Annotated in this window: 15 protein-coding genes; 10 read left to right on the forward strand and 5 right to left on the reverse strand. The window is 61.4% G+C overall.

The window, feature by feature from the left end:
- Nucleotides 1-49 precede the first annotated feature (49 nt).
- From cpdA to JFV30_RS31540, 7 genes are all read left to right on the forward strand, one after another.
- Nucleotides 50-865, forward strand: a complete 816-nt coding sequence (gene cpdA, locus JFV30_RS31510) for a 3',5'-cyclic-AMP phosphodiesterase (protein WP_201126007.1) — start codon at nt 50-52, stop codon at nt 863-865.
- 608 nt (nt 866-1473) lie between these two features.
- Complete coding sequence (locus JFV30_RS31515) at nt 1474-2082, forward strand: YqiA/YcfP family alpha/beta fold hydrolase (RefSeq protein WP_010173754.1); 609 nt, start codon at nt 1474-1476, stop codon at nt 2080-2082.
- A gap of 44 nt (nt 2083-2126) precedes the next feature.
- Complete coding sequence (parE, locus tag JFV30_RS31520) at nt 2127-4031, forward strand: DNA topoisomerase IV subunit B (RefSeq protein WP_003209518.1); 1905 nt, start codon at nt 2127-2129, stop codon at nt 4029-4031.
- On the forward strand, nt 4031-5026 hold the full coding sequence (locus JFV30_RS31525; protein ID WP_201126008.1) for an esterase-like activity of phytase family protein: 996 nt from the start codon (nt 4031-4033) through the stop codon (nt 5024-5026). The genes parE and JFV30_RS31525 overlap by 1 nt, the downstream gene beginning before the upstream one ends.
- Nucleotides 5023-5544 carry a retropepsin-like aspartic protease family protein gene (locus JFV30_RS31530; RefSeq protein ID WP_201126009.1) on the forward strand — a complete coding sequence of 174 codons (522 nt, stop codon included), beginning with the start codon at nt 5023-5025 and terminating at the stop codon, nt 5542-5544. The genes JFV30_RS31525 and JFV30_RS31530 overlap by 4 nt, the downstream gene beginning before the upstream one ends.
- A 10-nt stretch (nt 5545-5554) precedes the next feature.
- Nucleotides 5555-7819, forward strand: coding sequence for a DNA topoisomerase IV subunit A (parC, locus tag JFV30_RS31535; RefSeq protein WP_169386512.1), 2265 nt, complete (start codon nt 5555-5557; stop codon nt 7817-7819).
- Between the two features lie 177 nt (nt 7820-7996).
- Nucleotides 7997-8704 carry a PqiC family protein gene (locus JFV30_RS31540; protein WP_029616037.1) on the forward strand — a complete coding sequence of 236 codons (708 nt, stop codon included), beginning with the start codon at nt 7997-7999 and terminating at the stop codon, nt 8702-8704.
- 99 nt (nt 8705-8803) lie between these two features.
- On the opposite strand, the gene JFV30_RS31545 is transcribed toward JFV30_RS31540, so the two are convergent.
- Nucleotides 8804-10339, reverse strand: a complete 1536-nt coding sequence (locus tag JFV30_RS31545; RefSeq protein ID WP_010173767.1) for an AhpA/YtjB family protein — start codon at nt 10337-10339, stop codon at nt 8804-8806.
- A 134-nt stretch (nt 10340-10473) separates the two neighbouring features.
- Between JFV30_RS31545 and serB the strand changes: the two genes are divergently transcribed.
- A complete protein-coding gene (serB, locus tag JFV30_RS31550; protein ID WP_003217536.1) occupies nt 10474-11688 on the forward strand; it encodes a phosphoserine phosphatase SerB in 1215 nt (404 codons plus the stop codon).
- 88 nt (nt 11689-11776) lie between these two features.
- Here the strand turns inward: serB and asd are convergent, their stop codons facing one another.
- From asd to JFV30_RS31565, 3 genes are read right to left on the reverse strand one after another with little or no spacing between them, the layout of a single operon-like run.
- Complete coding sequence (asd, locus tag JFV30_RS31555; protein WP_010173770.1) at nt 11777-12637, reverse strand: archaetidylserine decarboxylase; 861 nt, start codon at nt 12635-12637, stop codon at nt 11777-11779.
- Nucleotides 12638-12653: 16 nt separating this feature from the next.
- Nucleotides 12654-13469, reverse strand: a complete 816-nt coding sequence (locus tag JFV30_RS31560) for a rhodanese-like domain-containing protein (RefSeq protein ID WP_201126010.1) — start codon at nt 13467-13469, stop codon at nt 12654-12656.
- A gap of 58 nt (nt 13470-13527) precedes the next feature.
- Nucleotides 13528-15063, reverse strand: coding sequence for an HDOD domain-containing protein (locus JFV30_RS31565; RefSeq protein WP_010173774.1), 1536 nt, complete (start codon nt 15061-15063; stop codon nt 13528-13530).
- Between the two features lie 166 nt (nt 15064-15229).
- Here JFV30_RS31565 and motA point away from each other — a divergent pair, with 166 nt between their 5' ends.
- The gene (motA, locus tag JFV30_RS31570; protein WP_003217532.1) at nt 15230-16081 is read left to right on the forward strand and encodes a flagellar motor stator protein MotA; all 852 of its coding nucleotides are present in this window, start codon (nt 15230-15232) and stop codon (nt 16079-16081) included.
- 3 nt (nt 16082-16084) lie between these two features.
- Nucleotides 16085-17107 (forward strand): flagellar motor protein MotB, encoded by a 1023-nt coding sequence (motB, locus tag JFV30_RS31575; RefSeq protein ID WP_010173776.1) that lies wholly within the window; start codon nt 16085-16087, stop codon nt 17105-17107.
- 77 nt (nt 17108-17184) lie between these two features.
- Here the strand turns inward: motB and JFV30_RS31580 are convergent, their stop codons facing one another.
- On the reverse strand, nt 17185-17580 hold the full coding sequence (locus JFV30_RS31580; protein WP_201126011.1) for a type II toxin-antitoxin system PemK/MazF family toxin: 396 nt from the start codon (nt 17578-17580) through the stop codon (nt 17185-17187).
- Nucleotides 17581-17603: the final 23 nt, after the last annotated feature.

The following is a 17603-nucleotide window of genomic DNA, read 5'->3' on the forward strand; positions in this document are numbered from 1 at the left end:
ATAATCGCCTCAAATGTCCATTCCTGTGATCACGCCCCGGGAGAACGCCTTGTCGAGCGTATCCGCCTTGAATCCTGACGCTTCGGCGTTGCTGGTGCAGTTGTCCGACAGCCATCTGTTTGCCGAGGCGGACGGCGGGCTGCTGGGTATGAAAACCCGCGACAGCCTGCAACGGGTCATCGAAACGGTGCTGGCGCAGCAGCCGCAGATTGACCTGATGCTGGCTACCGGGGATTTGTCCCAGGACGGCACACTGGAGTCCTATCAGGCCTTTCGCGACATGACCCGGCAGATTCAGGCGCCGGCGCGCTGGATCCCGGGGAACCACGATGAACCGCAGGTGATGCTGCAAGCCGCGATCAACAGCGCGTTGCTGGAGCCGGTGGTGGATGTGGGCAACTGGCGTATCACCCTGCTGGACTCGGCCGTGCCGGGCTCGGTGCCGGGTTATTTGCAGGACCAGCAGCTGCAACTGCTGGCGCAATCCTTGAGCGAAGCGCCGACTCGTCATCATCTGGTGTGTTTCCACCATCATCCGGTGTCCATCGGTTGCGCGTGGATGGAGCCCATCGGCCTGCGCAACCCCGAGGCGTTGTTTGCGGTGCTGGATCGGTTCCCGCAGGTGCGCGCGGTGCTCTGGGGCCATGTGCACCAGGAAATCGACCGCGAACGCAACGGCGTGCGACTGCTGGCGTCGCCGTCCACCTGCATCCAGTTCGCCCCCGGCAGCGAGGACTTCAAGGTGAGCGAGGAGGCGCCCGGTTATCGCTGGCTGCGCCTGCATGCCGACGGACGGTTGGAAACCGGCGTGGAGCGGGTGCAGGGCTTTGCGTTTCAGGTGGATTACGGTAGTAGCGGGTACTGACGGCTTTGGGGGTATATCCGTTATTTAGGTAACGGCGACTTAGGGTTCCGCTCTTACAACGGGTCACTTTTGGAAAGGAGCCCGGAATGCCGGCCCAGCCAAAAGTAACCAAAAGGGCTCTTGCCCCACCACTCGGTGCCTCGCCTAGGCTCGGCATGCCCGCACTCCGGCACGGCCATCGTGGTTAACGGGGCGCCTAAGATCAAAAGCCAGAGCACAGCGGCCTACCGGCCGGCTCGAGTGGTAGAAGCAAGAGCAAGGGCAAACGCGGTCAAAAATGTGGGAGCGGGCTTGCTCGCGAATGCAATCTTTCAGTTGATGCATTCGGTGACTGACACACCGCCTTCGCGAGCAAGCCCGCTCCCACATTTCGACCGTGCCCGCTTTAGATTTTGATCTTGCCTTTGCTTCACACCACTCAAGCCGGCCTGTAGGCCGCTGTGCTGTTGATCTGCTTTTGATCTTGATCTTAGGCGGCCCGCTGTAAGAGCGGAACCCTAAGCCGCCGTTACCGAAGCAACGGATATACACACAGAAACCCGGCTAGAGCCTAGCCCCCCAGTTCCCTGTAAACTGCCCCTCTTTAAGCCGCCCCCAGAGGACCCGGAATGTCCGCATCGATCTTGTATATCCACGGTTTCAACAGCGCGCCCGCCTCCAACAAGGCCAGCCAACTGATCACCGTGATGGACAGCCTCGGTCTGGCCGACCAACTGCGCGTGCCGGCCCTGCATCACCATCCCCGGCAGGCGATCCCCCAGTTGGAGGCGGCGATCCGTGACCTCGGAAGGCCACTGCTGGTAGGCAGCTCACTCGGCGGCTACTATGCAACCCATCTTGCCGAACGCCATGGCCTCAACGCCTTGCTGGTCAACCCGGCGGTCAGCCCTCATCGGATGTTCGACGGTTACCTGGGCACCCAGAAGAACCTCTACACCGATGAGACCTGGGAATTGACCCACGACCACGTCGCGGCCCTGGCCGAGCTGGAAGTGCCGGCGCCCCAGGACGCCCAGCGTTATCAGGTGTGGTTGCAGACCGGTGACGAAACACTGGATTATCGGCTCGCCCAGCAGTATTACCGAGCCTGTGCCTTGCGTATCCAGGCCGGTGGCGACCATGGTTACCAGGGGTTCGCCCAACAGTTACCGGCGCTGTTGAGTTTTGCCGGCATTGGCGCAGATCAGTACCAATCCTTCGATTTCGCAGCATTGTGAAACCGCAGGTTACTTTTTAATCGAACGACTCACGACGAGACCCCATGGCCACTCCCAGCGCTAGCTCTTATAACGCCGACGCCATCGAAGTCCTCTCGGGCCTCGACCCGGTGCGCAAACGCCCCGGCATGTACACCGACACCAGTCGGCCGAACCACCTTGCCCAGGAAGTCATCGACAACAGCGTCGACGAAGCCTTGGCCGGGCACGCCAAGTCGGTACAAGTCATCCTTCACGCCGACCATTCCCTGGAAGTGTCCGACGACGGTCGCGGCATGCCGGTGGACATTCACCCGGAAGAGGGTGTGTCGGGCGTCGAGCTGATCCTCACCAAGCTGCACGCCGGCGGCAAGTTCTCCAACAAGAACTACCAGTTCTCCGGTGGCTTGCACGGTGTGGGTATTTCCGTGGTCAACGCCTTGTCGAACCACGTGCGGGTCAAGGTCAAGCGTGACGGCAACGAGTACCAGATGACCTTCGCCGATGGCTACAAGGCCACCGACCTGGAAGTGATCGGCACCGTCGGCAAGCGCAACACCGGTACCAGCGTGTATTTCGCGCCGGACCCGAAATATTTCGATTCACCCAAATTCTCCATCAGCCGCCTCAAGCACGTGCTCAAGGCCAAGGCTGTGCTGTGCCCGGGCCTGCTGGTCAGTTTTGAAGACAAAGGCACCGGCGAGAAGGTCGAGTGGCACTACGAAGACGGCCTGCGCTCCTACCTGGAAGACTCCGTCAGCGAATTCGAGCGTCTGCCCAACGAGCCGTTCTGCGGCAGCCTGGCCGGTAATAAAGAAGCCGTGGACTGGGCCTTGCTGTGGTTGCCGGAAGGCGGCGACAGCGTTCAGGAAAGCTACGTCAACCTGATCCCGACTGCCCAGGGCGGTACCCACGTCAACGGTTTGCGCCAGGGCTTGCTGGATGCCATGCGCGAGTTCTGCGAATACCGCAGCCTGCTGCCGCGCGGCGTGAAGCTGGCGCCGGAAGACGTCTGGGAACGCATTGCTTTCGTCCTGTCGATGAAGATGCAGGAGCCGCAATTCTCCGGCCAGACCAAGGAACGCCTGTCGTCCCGTGAGGCCGCTGCGTTTGTCTCCGGTGTGGTCAAGGATGCCTTCAGCCTGTGGCTCAACGAGCACCCTGAATTGGGCCTGGCCCTGGCAGAGCTGGCAATCAACAACGCCGGCCGCCGCCTGAAGGCCAGCAAGAAAGTCGAGCGCAAGCGCATCACCCAGGGCCCGGCGCTGCCGGGCAAGCTGGCGGACTGCGCCGGGCAAGACCCGATGCGTTCCGAGCTGTTCCTGGTGGAAGGTGATTCCGCCGGCGGTTCCGCCAAGCAAGCGCGGGACAAGGAGTTCCAAGCGATCCTGCCGCTGCGCGGCAAGATCCTCAACACCTGGGAAGTCGACGGCAGCGAAGTGCTGGCGAGCCAGGAAGTGCACAACATTGCCGTGGCCATCGGTGTCGACCCGGGCGCGGCCGACATGAGCCAGCTGCGCTACGGCAAGATCTGCATCCTCGCCGACGCCGACTCCGACGGCTTGCACATTGCGACCTTGCTTTGCGCACTGTTCGTCCAGCACTTCCGCCCGTTGGTGGATGCCGGTCACGTCTACGTCGCCATGCCGCCGCTGTACCGTATCGACCTCGGCAAAGAGATTTTCTACGCCCTGGACGAAGCCGAGCGCGATGGCATTCTCGACCGCCTGGTGGCCGAGAAGAAACGCGGCAAGCCTCAGGTCACCCGATTCAAAGGCCTGGGTGAGATGAATCCGCCGCAGCTGCGGGAAACCACCATGGACCCGAACACCCGGCGCCTGGTGCAGTTGACCCTGGAAGATTTCGCCGCCACGTCGGAAATGATGGACATGTTGCTGGCGAAGAAGCGTGCGCCGGACCGCAAGAACTGGCTGGAGTCCAAGGGCAACCTGGCCGAGGTTCTGGGCTGATGCGCAGCGGTTTCGCCCTGGCGATTCTGTTGTTGAGCGGGTTGGCGGCCACCTCGGTGGTCGCGGCGCCTGCGGCTGAACTCAAATTGATCTCTGAACACCCGGTTGACGGCATGCGTGGCGGCAACCTGTCGGGCCTGGCCCTGTGTGGCAAAGAGTTGTGGACGGTTTCCGATCGCGACGACGACCAGATCTATCGGCTCGATATCAGTGCCGATACCTGGCAGGCCGAAACGGTGAAGATCAATGTGCCGCCGGTACCGGAGTCCGGGCTGCCCTTTGGTTTGCGTTCGCGCACCAAGGCGGCTTCGTTGATTCGGGGTGGTGACCTGGATTTTGAAGGCATCAGCTGCGACGCGGCGGGCAACCGCTACATCGTCAGTGAAGCCCACGCGGCGGTGCTGCAGGTGCCGGTGACGGGTGAGCCCGAGTGGTTGAAGATCGCCCCGGGCATGGTTCGTGAAGCCCGGGCCAGTGGCCTGCTGCTGCATTTCAATGCGTTGTTTGAAGGTTTGGCGGTGAACCCCGAGGGCAATCAGATCTGGCTGGCCGCCGAGCGCGAGCGGCGTGGGTTGATTTCCATCAAGCGCCCGCAAACCCTCTGGGATTGCGACGGTCCTTGTGTGTTGTTGAGCGAGGCGGGCACCGAGATGCAGCCGGCCCATATGCCCAAGGCCAAGGCGGTTTCGCGCAATTTCTCTGACGTCGCGCTGTTCGAGGGCAAGCTGTTTACCCTCGAAAGCAGCCAGTTTCAGTTGTGCCGTCGTGACCCCGTGACGGCGAAGGTCGAACAATGCTGGTCCTACGCCGATGAAATGCTCGCGCCGCAACGCCAATACAACCAGCCCTACGGCCTGGCGGAAGCGTTGGTGATGGAGGCCGATGGCGCGTGGATCGGCCTGGACAATAACTTCGGCGCCCGCGCCGATGGCGAAAAACGGCCGATAGTCTATCGTTTCGCCGCCCCCGCGGGCGGCTGGAGTGCCAAGCCATGAGCAGCCAGGCACCCGGCAAGCGCGCCGGGCGTGTGTTGATGTTCGTGGCCTGGGGCGCCGGATTGTTTTTGGCGACACGGTTTTTTGGGCAGTGGGAAAAGCATCAGGAAAACCCCAATGCCGTGGTGACCTCGGAGCAACACGAGGGTTATATCGAAGTAAAACTGCTGGGCAACGGCCAAGGGCATTTTGTAGCCACTGGCCAGATCAACGGTCAGCCGGTGGAGTTCATGCTCGACACCGGGGCCACCGACGTGGCGGTTCCGGCCGAATTGGCTGACCGCCTCGGGCTTAAGCGCGGCATGCCGGTTGGCGTGAGCACTGCCAACGGGCGAACCCAGGGTTTTCGGACCGAACTGGGCCGCCTGCAACTGGGCGATATCGTCCTGCAGGACGTGCGTGCCCTGGTGGTACCGGGGCTGGGCGATGACCAGGTATTGCTGGGCATGAGTGCATTGAAACAACTTGAATTTACCCAGCGCAGCGGCACCTTGCTGCTGCGCCAGACCAAACAATGATGAGGCCCGCATGAGTGACATCCTTGCAGACAGCTTAGACGGCGTTGAACGCCGGTCGCTGGCTGACTTCACCGAAAATGCCTACCTCAACTACTCCATGTACGTGATCATGGACCGTGCCTTGCCGCATATCGGCGACGGCCTGAAACCCGTACAGCGGCGCATTATCTATGCGATGAGTGAGTTGGGCCTGGACGCTGACTCCAAGCACAAGAAGTCGGCACGTACCGTCGGTGACGTGCTCGGCAAGTTCCACCCCCATGGCGACTCGGCGTGCTACGAAGCCATGGTGCTGATGGCCCAGCCGTTCAGCTACCGCTACACGCTGGTGGACGGCCAGGGTAACTGGGGTGCGCCGGATGATCCCAAGTCCTTCGCCGCCATGCGTTACACCGAAGCGCGCCTGTCGCGGTATTCGGAAGTACTGCTCAGTGAGCTGGGCCAGGGCACGGCTAACTGGGGGCCGAACTTCGACGGCACCCTCGACGAACCGCTGGTGTTGCCGGCACGTTTGCCGAACATCCTGCTCAATGGCACCACCGGCATCGCCGTGGGCATGGCCACTGACGTACCGCCTCACAACCTGCGGGAAGTGGCCACTGCGTGCGTACGTTTGCTGGACGAGCCGAAGGCGACGGTCGAGCAGTTGTGCGAGCATATCCAGGGCCCGGATTACCCGACCGAGGCGGAAATCATCACGCCTCGTGCCGACCTGCTGAAAATCTACCAGACCGGTAAAGGCTCGGTGCGCATGCGCGCCGTGTACCACATCGAAGACGGCGACATCATCGTCACCGCGCTGCCGCACCAGGTGTCCGGTGCCAAGGTGCTGGAGCAGATTGCCGCGCTGATGCAGGCCAAGCCGTCGAAGCTGCCGCAAGTGGCCGACCTGCGTGACGAGTCTGACCACGAGAACCCATGCCGCATCGTGATCATCCCGACCAACAGCCGGGTCGACCATGAAGTGCTGATGCAGCACTTGTTCGCCAGCACCGAGCTGGAATCCAGCTATCGGGTCAACATCAACATCATTGGCCTGGACGGCAAGCCGCAGTTGAAGAACCTGCGCGCATTGCTGGTGGAATGGCTGGAGTTCCGGGTGCAGACCGTGCGCCGCCGCCTGCAATTTCGCCTGGACAAGGTCGAGCGCCGCCTGCACCTGTTGGACGGTTTGCTGATTGCCTACCTCAATCTGGATGAAGTGATCCATATCATCCGTACCGCCGAGCACCCGAAGGCCGAGCTTATCGCGCGCTTTGAGCTCAGCGAAATCCAGGCTGACTACATCCTCGACACCCGTCTGCGTCAGTTGGCGCGACTGGAAGAAATGAAGCTGCGCGACGAACAGGACGCGCTGCTGAAAGAGCAAGCCAAGCTCCAGGCCCTGCTGGGCAGCGAGGCCAAGCTGAAGAAGCTGGTACGCACCGAACTGATCAAGGACGCCGAAACCTATGGCGACGACCGCCGTTCGCCGATTGTCGAGCGCGCCGAAGCCAAGGCCCTGACCGAAACCGAGCTGCTGCCCAACGAGAAAATTACCGTCGTTCTGTCGGAAAAGGGTTGGGTTCGCTCAGCCAAAGGGCATGATATTGACGCCACTGGCTTGTCGTACAAGGCCGGCGATGGTTTTAAAACCTCCGCGGCCGGGCGCTCCAACCAGTTTGCAGTGTTTATCGACTCCACCGGTCGCAGCTATTCGGTACCGGCGCACACCTTGCCGTCGGCACGGGGGCAGGGCGAACCGTTGACCGGGCGCCTGACACCGCCACCGGGGGCGAATTTTGAATGCGTGCTGCTGCCGGACGATGATTCGCTGTACGTCATCGCCTCCGATGCCGGCTACGGGTTCGTGGTCAAGGGTGAAGACCTGCAGGCCAAGAACAAGGCGGGCAAGGCGTTGCTGAGCCTGCCGAACAACGCCAAGGTGATCCTGCCGCGTACGGTGGAAGACCGTGAAGGCAATTGGCTTGCATCGGTGACCACTGAAGGTCGTCTGTTGGTGTTCAAGATCAGTGACTTGCCGCAGTTGGGCAAAGGCAAGGGCAACAAGATTATTGGTATTCCCGGGGAGCGGGTGGCCAGTCGCGAAGAGTACGTGACCGACATCGCAGTGATCCCGGAAGGCTCGACCCTGGTGCTGCAGGCCGGCAAGCGCACGTTGTCGCTGCGCCCTGACGACCTCGAGCACTACAAGGGTGAGCGGGGTCGTCGCGGCAACAAACTGCCGCGCGGCTTCCAGCGAGTGGACGCATTACTGGTGGAAACGCCCGTTTAACGCGATATAGAGCGCCCGATCTACGATTTAACCCGTAGATCGACGCTTTCGCGCTGGAGTCACGGCGCATATTCACGGATGATATGGCCTTTCCAGCGCCGGCGTGGCTGAGCGCGTACAGGTTATTTTTGAGTATTACATTGTGGTTCGCCTTGTGGCAGCCACCTGGATGGGATGATGACTGCTCCGCGCCTTCCTTTATTTTTGTTGCTCGCTGGCCTTTTGGGCCTGGCGGGTTGCAGCACACATCAACCTGTGTCGCTGTATCAGCTGGACAGTGGAAGTCCGGCTCAGCCTGCACAAAGTGCCGGCATGGCCGTATTGCTTGGCCCGGTGGTGGTGGCCGACTACCTGCAACGCGAAACCCTGCTGCAACGTCAGAACGACGGCAGCCTGCAAGGTTCCACCGATGGTCGCTGGGCCGGTAGCCTGTCGTCCGACATCAATCAGTTGATGTTGCGCCAGGTGGCTGGCCATCTGGACAGCCAGCGTGTGGTACTGGCGCCGGCACCGACGGGTTTCACCCCGGACGTGCAGGTGTTGCTGACCATCACGCGGCTGGACTCCGGTGTTTCCCAGCCGGCGATCCTGGATGCCCAGTGGCGCCTGATCGACCGTCGCGGCCAGGTGCGGGATAACCGCATCGTGCATTTGCAGGAACAACACTCCGGTACCACGGCGTCCCAGGTTCAGGCCCAGGGCGTGCTGTTGCAGAACCTGGCACAGCAGTTGTCCGTGGCGCTCAAGCCATTGGCCAATCAGCCGGCGGTTGCTGAGGCTCCACGTAAACAGGCTCCGGCCGCTGCCAAGCCGGCCGCACCGGAGAAGCCGAAGATGCCGATGGCCGTGCCGATTCGTACCGACATGGAAGTGTTCAGGTTCTGACCTGAATACAGCCCCACAAAAAAGGCCCGCTGATGAGCGGGCCTTTTGTTTGTGCGGGATGTGAGTCGTTGCCTAGATCAAATGTGGGAGCGTTGTTCTTTAGTTCTTTGCCCGCGTCTCATGCATCCGCGCGAGTTGGCGCTCCAGCATCGACGGGTAAGGCTCCATCAACCGCTCTACACAGCACGCACCTTCAGGGCTGGCAATCGGGCGGATCCGCGCACGTTGGCGAATCAGCACGTCGTCACTGATCTTGCGTTCCACCAGCAGCAGGTTGCGGCTGTGTTGCGACAAGGCGAGGGCGTCCTGGGCAATCTCGGTCAGCAGCAGATCAATCTGGCTCATGCCATACAGATCGTCGCCCACCGTCAGGCCCAGTTGCAGTTGCAGCGTGATGCCGCTGTCAGCCACTTCGATTTGCAGCGCATGGCCGAGGGCCCGCAGCAACTCACCGCAGCAGATGGCGTTGGTCAGGTAGTCTTCGCCGCTGTCTTCGCTGTGGAACAGCATCAACGTGCTGCCATCGTTCAGGGTGTGCAGTTCGCTCTGATACAGCGAGGCCGCCTGGTCGAGGCAATCACGATAACGTTCCAGCAACTCGGTCAGGCGTGCGCGCGGCAAGCGGCGCAACTGATCCTGTGCGCCCAGCTGCACAGCCAATACAGCGCTGTGCTGGGGCTGGGTATTTCGCACTGGAGCCGGCTGCGGCGCAGCGGTAGCAGTTGGCGCGGAGTTGTCGCGAAGGTCGGCGAACGGGTCTTCTTCGTCCAGTTCGTCTTCTTCTGCCTTGATCACCTGCCGGGTGGCCGGCTTGAGGCCTGCCACCGGCGCAGACTCATCGAAGCTCGGGTCGCGCAGGTTGCGCACTTCAAACTCGGGTTCGTCGTCTTCGTACTCGGTGTCGTCGAACTCGGGCTCGGGTTCAACCTCGGGCACCACGGGCTCCGGAGCAAAGCTGGTGTGCAACTGGCGGGCGAGGTCGCCGATTTCATCCTGGCGGTCGGTGGCCGGGGTGTGTTCGTCGATATCCCGCAGCCAGATGCGCAGTTGCATCAGTGGCGTGGAGATATGCCGACCCAGGCGCAGGCTCAAGGCCAGCGACAGCGCCAGCAGGATCGCACTCAGGATGCCCATGCTTTGCAGGCTGATGGTCATCGGCTGCTGGAACTGTTGCATGTCCAGGCTGATGCGCAGTTGGCCGGCTTTCACGTCCTGGAACGTGATATTGCTCTGGTACAGACCTTCGGCTTCACCCAGCAGGCCGTTTTTCGGGCGTTGCCCGGCTTCGGCCATGATCCGGTTGTCCACGCTATAGATAGCGGCGTGGGCCACCAGCGGGTTCTTGGTCAGGTTGTTGAGCAGCACGTTGAGGCTGAGGATGTCGTTGGACACCAACAACTCAGTCGCCGAGGTGGCGGTCTGGGTGGTCAGGCTCTCGCCCAGGGCGTCGGCTTGCTCGTGCATGGCCTGTTTGAACTGCAAACCCATCACGCAGGCGTAGATGACCAGGGCCAGAGCGACCAGGATCACGTTATGGCTGGCGATGCGTAATGCGATCGGTACACGGCGGTGGCGCAGTGCCCGGAAGATCAGCAGGAAGAAGTTATCGGTTTTTACTGGCGTGGGCCGGTTCACTTAAGCTCGGCTCTTTAGTCCGTGAAGTTGACGCGCAGTATAGCGACAGGCCCAAGACCGGCAAAGCGCTGGCTGTGCCCGATGGTCACTGAAAGTGGGTAGAATGCGGTTTTTTTCCAGCTCGGGGGTGCGCTTTGCGCGAAATTGTCCTGATTAACATCACCGGTGAGGACCGTCCGGGCCTTACCGCAGCCATTACCGGTGTTCTGGCCCAGGGTGGTGTGAACATTCTCGACATCGGCCAGGCGGTGATTCACGACACGCTGTCGTTCGGCATCCTGGTGGAAATTCCAAGCACCGAGCAAGCCTCGTCCGTGCTCAAGGACATCCTGTTTACGGCGTATAAGCTGGATCAGCAGGTGCGTTTCACCCCGGTGTCCGAAGAGGATTACCAGAGCTGGGTCGCCGGCCAGGGCAAAAAACGCCACATCGTGACGCTGTTGACCCGCAAGGTGACGGCGGAACAATTGCAGCGTGTCAGTTCGATTACCGCCCAGTACGGTTTGAATATCGACCATATTGACCGTCTGTCGGGTCGTATGCCGCTGGACACCCCCGCGGACAAGGGCAAGGGCTGCATCGAGTTCTCCGTGCGCGGCGAGCCAGCTGATCCCCAGGCGTTGCGCGCCGAATTCCTGAGCGTTGCCCAGGAGCTGAACGTCGATATCGCCTTCCAGGAAGATTCGTTGTTCCGCCGTAATCGCCGCCTGGCGGTGTTCGACATGGACTCGACGCTGATCGAGGCCGAAGTCATCGACGAATTGGCCAAGGCTGCCGGCGTGGGTGAGCAAGTCTCGGAAATCACCGAGCGGGCCATGGCGGGCGAGCTGGATTTCCGGGCGAGCTTCAAGGAGCGCCTGGCCTTGCTCAAAGGCCTGGATGTGAGCGTGCTGGACTCCATCGGCGCCTCGCTGCGCCTGACCGAAGGCGCCGAAACCCTGTTCGCCGAACTCAAGCGCCTGGGCTACAAAACCGCGATTCTGTCGGGTGGTTTCACCTACTTCGCCAAGCAATTGCAGGCCAAGCTGGGTATCGACTATGTGTTCGCCAATGAGCTGGAAGTGGTGGACGGCAAGGTGACGGGCGTCGCCGTTGAGCCGATTGTCGATGCGCAGCGTAAAGCTGATTTGCTGCGGGAATTGGCACACAAGGAGGGGTTGCGTCTGGAGCAGACCATTGCGGTCGGCGACGGGGCGAATGACTTGCCGATGCTGGCGATTGCCGGGTTGGGTGTGGCGTTTCGCGCCAAGCCTCTGGTCAAGCAATCGGCCAAGCAGGCGATTTCGACCCTGGGGCTGGATGGGGTGTTGTACCTGTTGGGCTTCCGCGACCGCGACGGTCAGCTCTAGTACACACACACTTTGTAGGAGCCGGCTTGCCGGCGATGGCGTCCTCAAGATCGCATCGCCGGCAAGCCGGCTCCTACAGAGGTCGTCGTCAGGCTTTCGGTAATCCCATGCCCTGGCCCATCTGCACCGGCGTGCCCGCCAGCAGTTCTTCCGACCATTTCACCTGGTCCGGCCCAAACAGCACGATCGCCGTCGAACCCAGCTTGAAGCGCCCCAGTTCCGCACCTTTTTCCAGGTGGATCGGGCCACGGGCGGCTTCGTCGTAGCGGAAGGTTTTCAGCTCGCGCTTCGGCGGCGTTACCAGGCCAGCCCAGACCGTCTCGATCGACGCCACGATCATCGCGCCCACCAGTACCACGGCCATCGGGCCGCGTTCAGTATCGAAAATGCAGGCAACACGTTCGTTACGTGCAAACAACTCCGGCACGTTTTCGGCTGTGGTCTGGTTTACCGAGAAGATGCGGCCCGGGATGTAGACCATTTCCCGCAGGGTACCGGCCAGTGGCATGTGCACCCGGTGGTAGTCCTTTGGCGACAGGTAGATGGTGGCGAAATCACCGCCCATGAACGGCGCAGCCACCGCCGAATCACCGCCGAGCAATTCCAGTACGCTGAAGCTGTGACCCTTGGCCTGGAACACCCGGCCGTGCTCAATCGGGCCCAACTGGCTGACGGCGCCATCGGCCGGGCTCAACACTGCACCCGGGGTTTGGTCCAGCGGCCGGGCCCCATCTTTCAGGGCGCGGGTGAAGAAGGCGTTGAAGTGCTCGTAAGCCGTCACGTCTTCAACCAGGGCCTGGGACATGTCCACTTGATAACGCTTGGCGAACCAGGTGGTGAAGGCGTTCTTGAACCAGCGCACGCGGCATTCGGCAATGCAGCCGGCCAACCGCGACAGCAGGTGGTGGGGCAGCAAGTACTGGCTGAGGATGAACAACTGCTTTTTCATTAACTGTCCTTAAACCTTAAATCTCGACGGGGGTGTCGGGGTGGTTGCCCCATTCGCCCCAGGAACCGGCATAACCTTTGACTCGCGGATAACCGAGCGCCTTGGCCACCAGGTAGGTGAAGCCAGAACGGTGGTGAGTCTGGCAGTGGGTGATGATTTCTTTGTCGCGGGTCAGCCCCAGGTCTTCGAGGATCTTCGGCATGTCGCGGCGAATACGCAGTTGGCGTGCCTTGTCCATGCCGGCAGTCCATTCGAAGTTCACCGCGCCGGGGATGTGTCCACCCTTGGCCGCGAGGACTTTCTCCCCGGAGTATTCCAGCGGGCCGCGGGCGTCCCAGATACCCAGGTCGGCAGCGCCGAGGCGGCTTTGCAGGTACTCGCGGGTCGCGGTGGGTTCTTCATGCAGCGTCAGGCTGACCGGGCCGCCGGCGCTGGCCGGGACCTCGGTGGACACGGGGTGTTGTTCTTCCAGCCACGCCAGCTGGCCGCCGTCGAGGTAGTGGTATTTCTTGTGGCCGATCACATCAAGCATCCAGATGAATCGACCGGCCCAGCCACCGCCTTCGTCGTCGTACACCACGTAGGTGGCATCCGGGGTGTGGCCCAGTTCGCCGAACAGCTTTTCAAGATCGGCTTTGTTCGGTAGCAGGCCCGGTGCCGGCGCCTGCCCCAGTTGGGTGCGCTTGGGGTCGACGAAACGTGCACCGGGGATATGCCCCTCGGCGTAACGCGCGGCGCTGGTGAGGTCCACCAGAATCAGATGTTCGGCATCGAGGCGACCGAGCAGGTCACTGGCCTCGATGACCAGCGGCAAGCCAGAGAAGTCAGGCATGTGAGGTCTCCTGGGCATAAAAGTTGGGCGCTAAAGGAGGGCGATTGTAGCGCAAGCATCAGGCGCTGCGGTTGGTAAAGCTGTGCAGGGCTTTTTCGATGCATTGAGCGGTTTTGCCGAAGGCCTGCACGGTGGTTTCCGAGAACGGCCCGCCGCCCTGATCCGCCACCATCAGCATCACCACTCGGCCATTGCAGCTCAGGGAGCGCAGAAGCAGGTGTTCGCCCTTGAACAGGCGGCGCAGTTCCGGTGGCAGCAATGCCGAGAACTGGGCGTGGTTGTCGGGCGTGAGGCGTACCTGGGCAGACTTGGTCAGTAGGCGTTGCAGCAGCGTACTTTGCGTGGCGTCGAGGCTCAGGTGGTCGGCGTCCTTGGGCAGGCCGTCAACTTGATGCACGCGCAAGGTGCTCAGGGTTTTGTCCGCCATCAGCAACATCACCCGCTGCATGCCGCAGGCCACCAGGGCCTCCTTGGCGCAGGTGGTCAGGTGCATGGCGTTGGCAAAGCGGCTGGGCTCCACCAGCAATTCGGTGCAACGCTTGCGCCAGATCGCCAGGGCTTCGGCGGTGGGCGGTGGTGCCGGCAGCAAGCCGTGATGCACCCGTTGTACGTCCCAGGGCCAGATCAGCGACAACGCCGGGTGCCACAGGTCACGCATCAGGGTATTGCGGGCGCTGATCGCCGCGTGTTGGTGAGACTGTTGTTGCACCTCGGCCAGCGGTTGTTGCAGGTAAAGCGCCGTCAGGTACTGCCAGCGCTGGGTGTGGGGGCAGGTCCAGGACTCCTGCGCCGCCAGTGCCAGGCCGTTGGCCAGCAACACGGTATTGGCCGGCTGGTTCAACCAGCGGCGCAGGTTCGGGTCGGCATCCAGCAACTGCTGTTGGCGCAAGGGCTCGTCTTCACGGGCAATGCGCAGTGCCTTGACCAGCAAACGCTGCTCTGTCAGCAGCAAGGTATAACCCTGGGATACCCAGATCGGCAGGCGCCAGGCCTCGGTCAATCCCAGGCACAGGTCCAGCAGGCGCACGCCGAACACTTCCTGCTCGACCGTATGCGCTGATTCGCCCTTGTGAATCACCCGCAGTTCCCATTCCTCCAGCAGCTTGGGATAGGCAATCGCCATCGGCCACAGCGGCGAGAGGAACAGCAGGCTGCCCCAGTGAATGTCCTGCCACAGCCGCGCCAGGCGGCTGGCGAACAGCCCGCTGGCCTGTTGCGACGCGTGCTGGCTGATCATCTGCAATTGGCGCAGGGCCACGGGGATTTCATTCAGTGGCACTGAAGGCAGGCGCGCCAGTAATTCCTCGGTACGCTTGAGGCCGAGGCGATTGATCGCCACTTCGAGGTTTTCCGCGGGCTCTGCGAGGCTGCCGTGGGCCTGGTCGTTGGCCTCGCGCATCACGCTGAGCACCAACGCCGGGCTGTTCTGCATCAACTCTGCAATATCCCGCAACGAACTGCGGTTGTCGCTGATGGCCTTGCAGACCCGGTCGTGGCTCGCCTGTGGAACGGGCAATAGCACGTCGTCCAGACGCTTTATCCAGGCGGCCAGTGTGGTCGGTTTTTGAGTTGGGACTGTCGTTTCATTTGCCATGATTGGGGCGCGATCATCACTTGCGGTCAACACGCCCGGGACGGGCCGAACTGGTTTTTCGCCATAACGGGCTATAGTCTGGCGCAGATTTGCCGATAAGTAGAACAAGAGTTTTCAACTCTTGCGAATATGACCCTGAACCCGACGGCGCAAGTACCCATCCCCTATGGCTAAAATTATCGGCATCATCGTCGTCATCGCGAGCGTGCTCGGCGGATACGTCTTGTCCCACGGCAAGATTGCAGCGCTGATCCAGCCCTTCGAAGTGCTGATTATCGGCGGTGCAGCGTTCGGCGCATTCCTGCAAGCCAACCCCGGCTACATGACCATGCACGTGATCAAGAAGTCGCTGGGCATGTTCAGCTCGCGCTTCTCCCACACCTTCTATCTGGAAGTGCTGGGGCTGATCTACGAGATCCTCAACAAGAGCCGTCGCGAAGGCATGATGGCTATTGAAGGTGATATCGAGGACGCTGCGGCGAGCCCGATTTTCGCCAAGTACCCGGCGGTGCTCAAAGACGAACGCATGACCGCCTACATCTGCGATTACCTGCGCATCATGTCGTCCGGCAACATGGCACCCCATGAGCTGGAAGGCCTGTTCGACATGGAACTGTTCAGCCTCAAGGAAGAGCTGGAACACCCTTCTCACGCGGTGACCGGCATCGCCGACGGTATGCCCGGTTTCGGTATTGTGGCTGCGGTTCTCGGGATCGTGGTCACCATGGCTTCCCTCGGTGAAGGCGACCAGAAGGCGATCGGCATGCACGTAGGTGCGGCACTGGTAGGTACCTTCTTCGGTATTCTCGCGGCCTACGGTTTCTTTGGTCCGCTGGCCACCTCCCTGGCCCACGACGCCAAGGAAGAAGTGAATTTGTACGAAGCCATCAAGGCCTGCCTGGTGGCTTCGGCTTCCGGTATGCCGCCGTCGCTGGCGGTGGAGTTCGGGCGCAAGGTTCTGTATCCGAAGCACCGTCCAAGCTTCGCTGAGCTGGAACAAGCGGTTCGCGGTCGCTAAGCCATGGAAAACAACCAGCCGATCATCATCAAGCGCGTCAAGCGCTTCGCTGCGGGGCACCATGGCGGCGCCTGGAAAATCGCCTTCGCCGACTTTGCGACGGCGATGATGGCGTTCTTCCTGGTGCTGTGGCTGATGTCCACCGCCACGCCGGAACAGAAGATCGCCATTGCCGGTTACTTCAAGGACCCCATCGGGTTTTCCGAGAGCGGTACGCCTTTTGTGATCGACCTCGGTGGTTCGCCGCAGCTGGCGCCCGAGCGCACCATCAACCCGGAAATCAAGACCGACTCGCCCCAGGAAAAAATTCCGATCGAGCGCGATACCGTCGAGGCCATGGCTGAGCAGGTCGAGCAGGAGCGCCTGGAGCTGTTGCTGCAGGAACTGCAAACCAAGGTTGAGGAAAACCCGCAACTGCTGAAGTTCAAGGACCAGATTTCCTTCGAGATCACCCCGGATGGCCTGCGCATTCAGATCACGGACGCGGCCAACCGGCCGATGTTCGACTCGGGCAGTGCGCGGTTGAAGCCATACTTTGAAGACATCCTGCTGGCCATGGCCGACACCATCAAGGCGGTGCCGAACAAGATCAGCATCAGCGGCCACACCGATGCCAAGCCGTATGCGGGCCAGGGCGATTTCGGCAACTGGGAACTCTCGGCCAACCGGGCCAATGCCGCGCGTCGTGCACTGGTCGCCGGCAGCTACCCGGACCCGCAAGTGGCGCGGGTGGTGGGGTTTGCTTCCTCGCAGCTGTTTGATCCCAAGGATCCGTTCAACCCGATCAACCGACGCATCGATATCGTCGTGCTGACCAAAAAGGCCCAGCGTGCGATTGAAGGTGACCCGCCCGCAACGCCACCGGTACCGACCCAGGGTGAGGGCGCGCCGGGTGAAGTGCCGGCGGACCCGAATGCACTGCCGCCCGGGCAGGAGCCGTTGCCGGCTCACGAGCTACGGCAGAAGCTGAACTTGTTTGACGATGGCGGGGTGAAGGACCCGACTCAGCCCGCGACTGGCTCGTAAGTCAGGCAGACTCAAGCCGTTGCTTGGACGATTAAAAAATGCCCCGAACTCTCGGGGCATTTTTTTTGATTGATGTATCAGAGGGGGAGATAGGCTTTCACGCCATCAATCACGCCCCGCATATCCTCTGTGCCCAGGCGCGGCACGAAATACTCTCGCCCTGTGGTCCTGGTCTTTCTGTGCAATTTATCCAGTCGCTCGAAACTGACGGTGTAGATCATGTCGCATTTCACCCATAGCGCTTTATAGCCATCGGTGTGCAGTGGATTGGCCCGCAATAAATGGTGCCAATCGTGCTGAATGTCAGGGGCAGTGGAGGAGATCGGGACCACTGTGCACAGTTTTCGATTGTGTGTGGCAGTAGGTGATATGACGACGACTTTGCGGATCTTCAACATTTCAGGTGCCACAAAGCCCCGCGTGAAGTCGCATAGAAGTACATCGCCTTGTTTGGGATGGTAGTAGAGAGGCAATCGTCGATTCCCCGGAAAAAGCA

This window comes from Pseudomonas sp. TH32 (assembly GCF_016650855.1).
Classification (GTDB): Bacteria; Pseudomonadota; Gammaproteobacteria; order Pseudomonadales; family Pseudomonadaceae; genus Aquipseudomonas.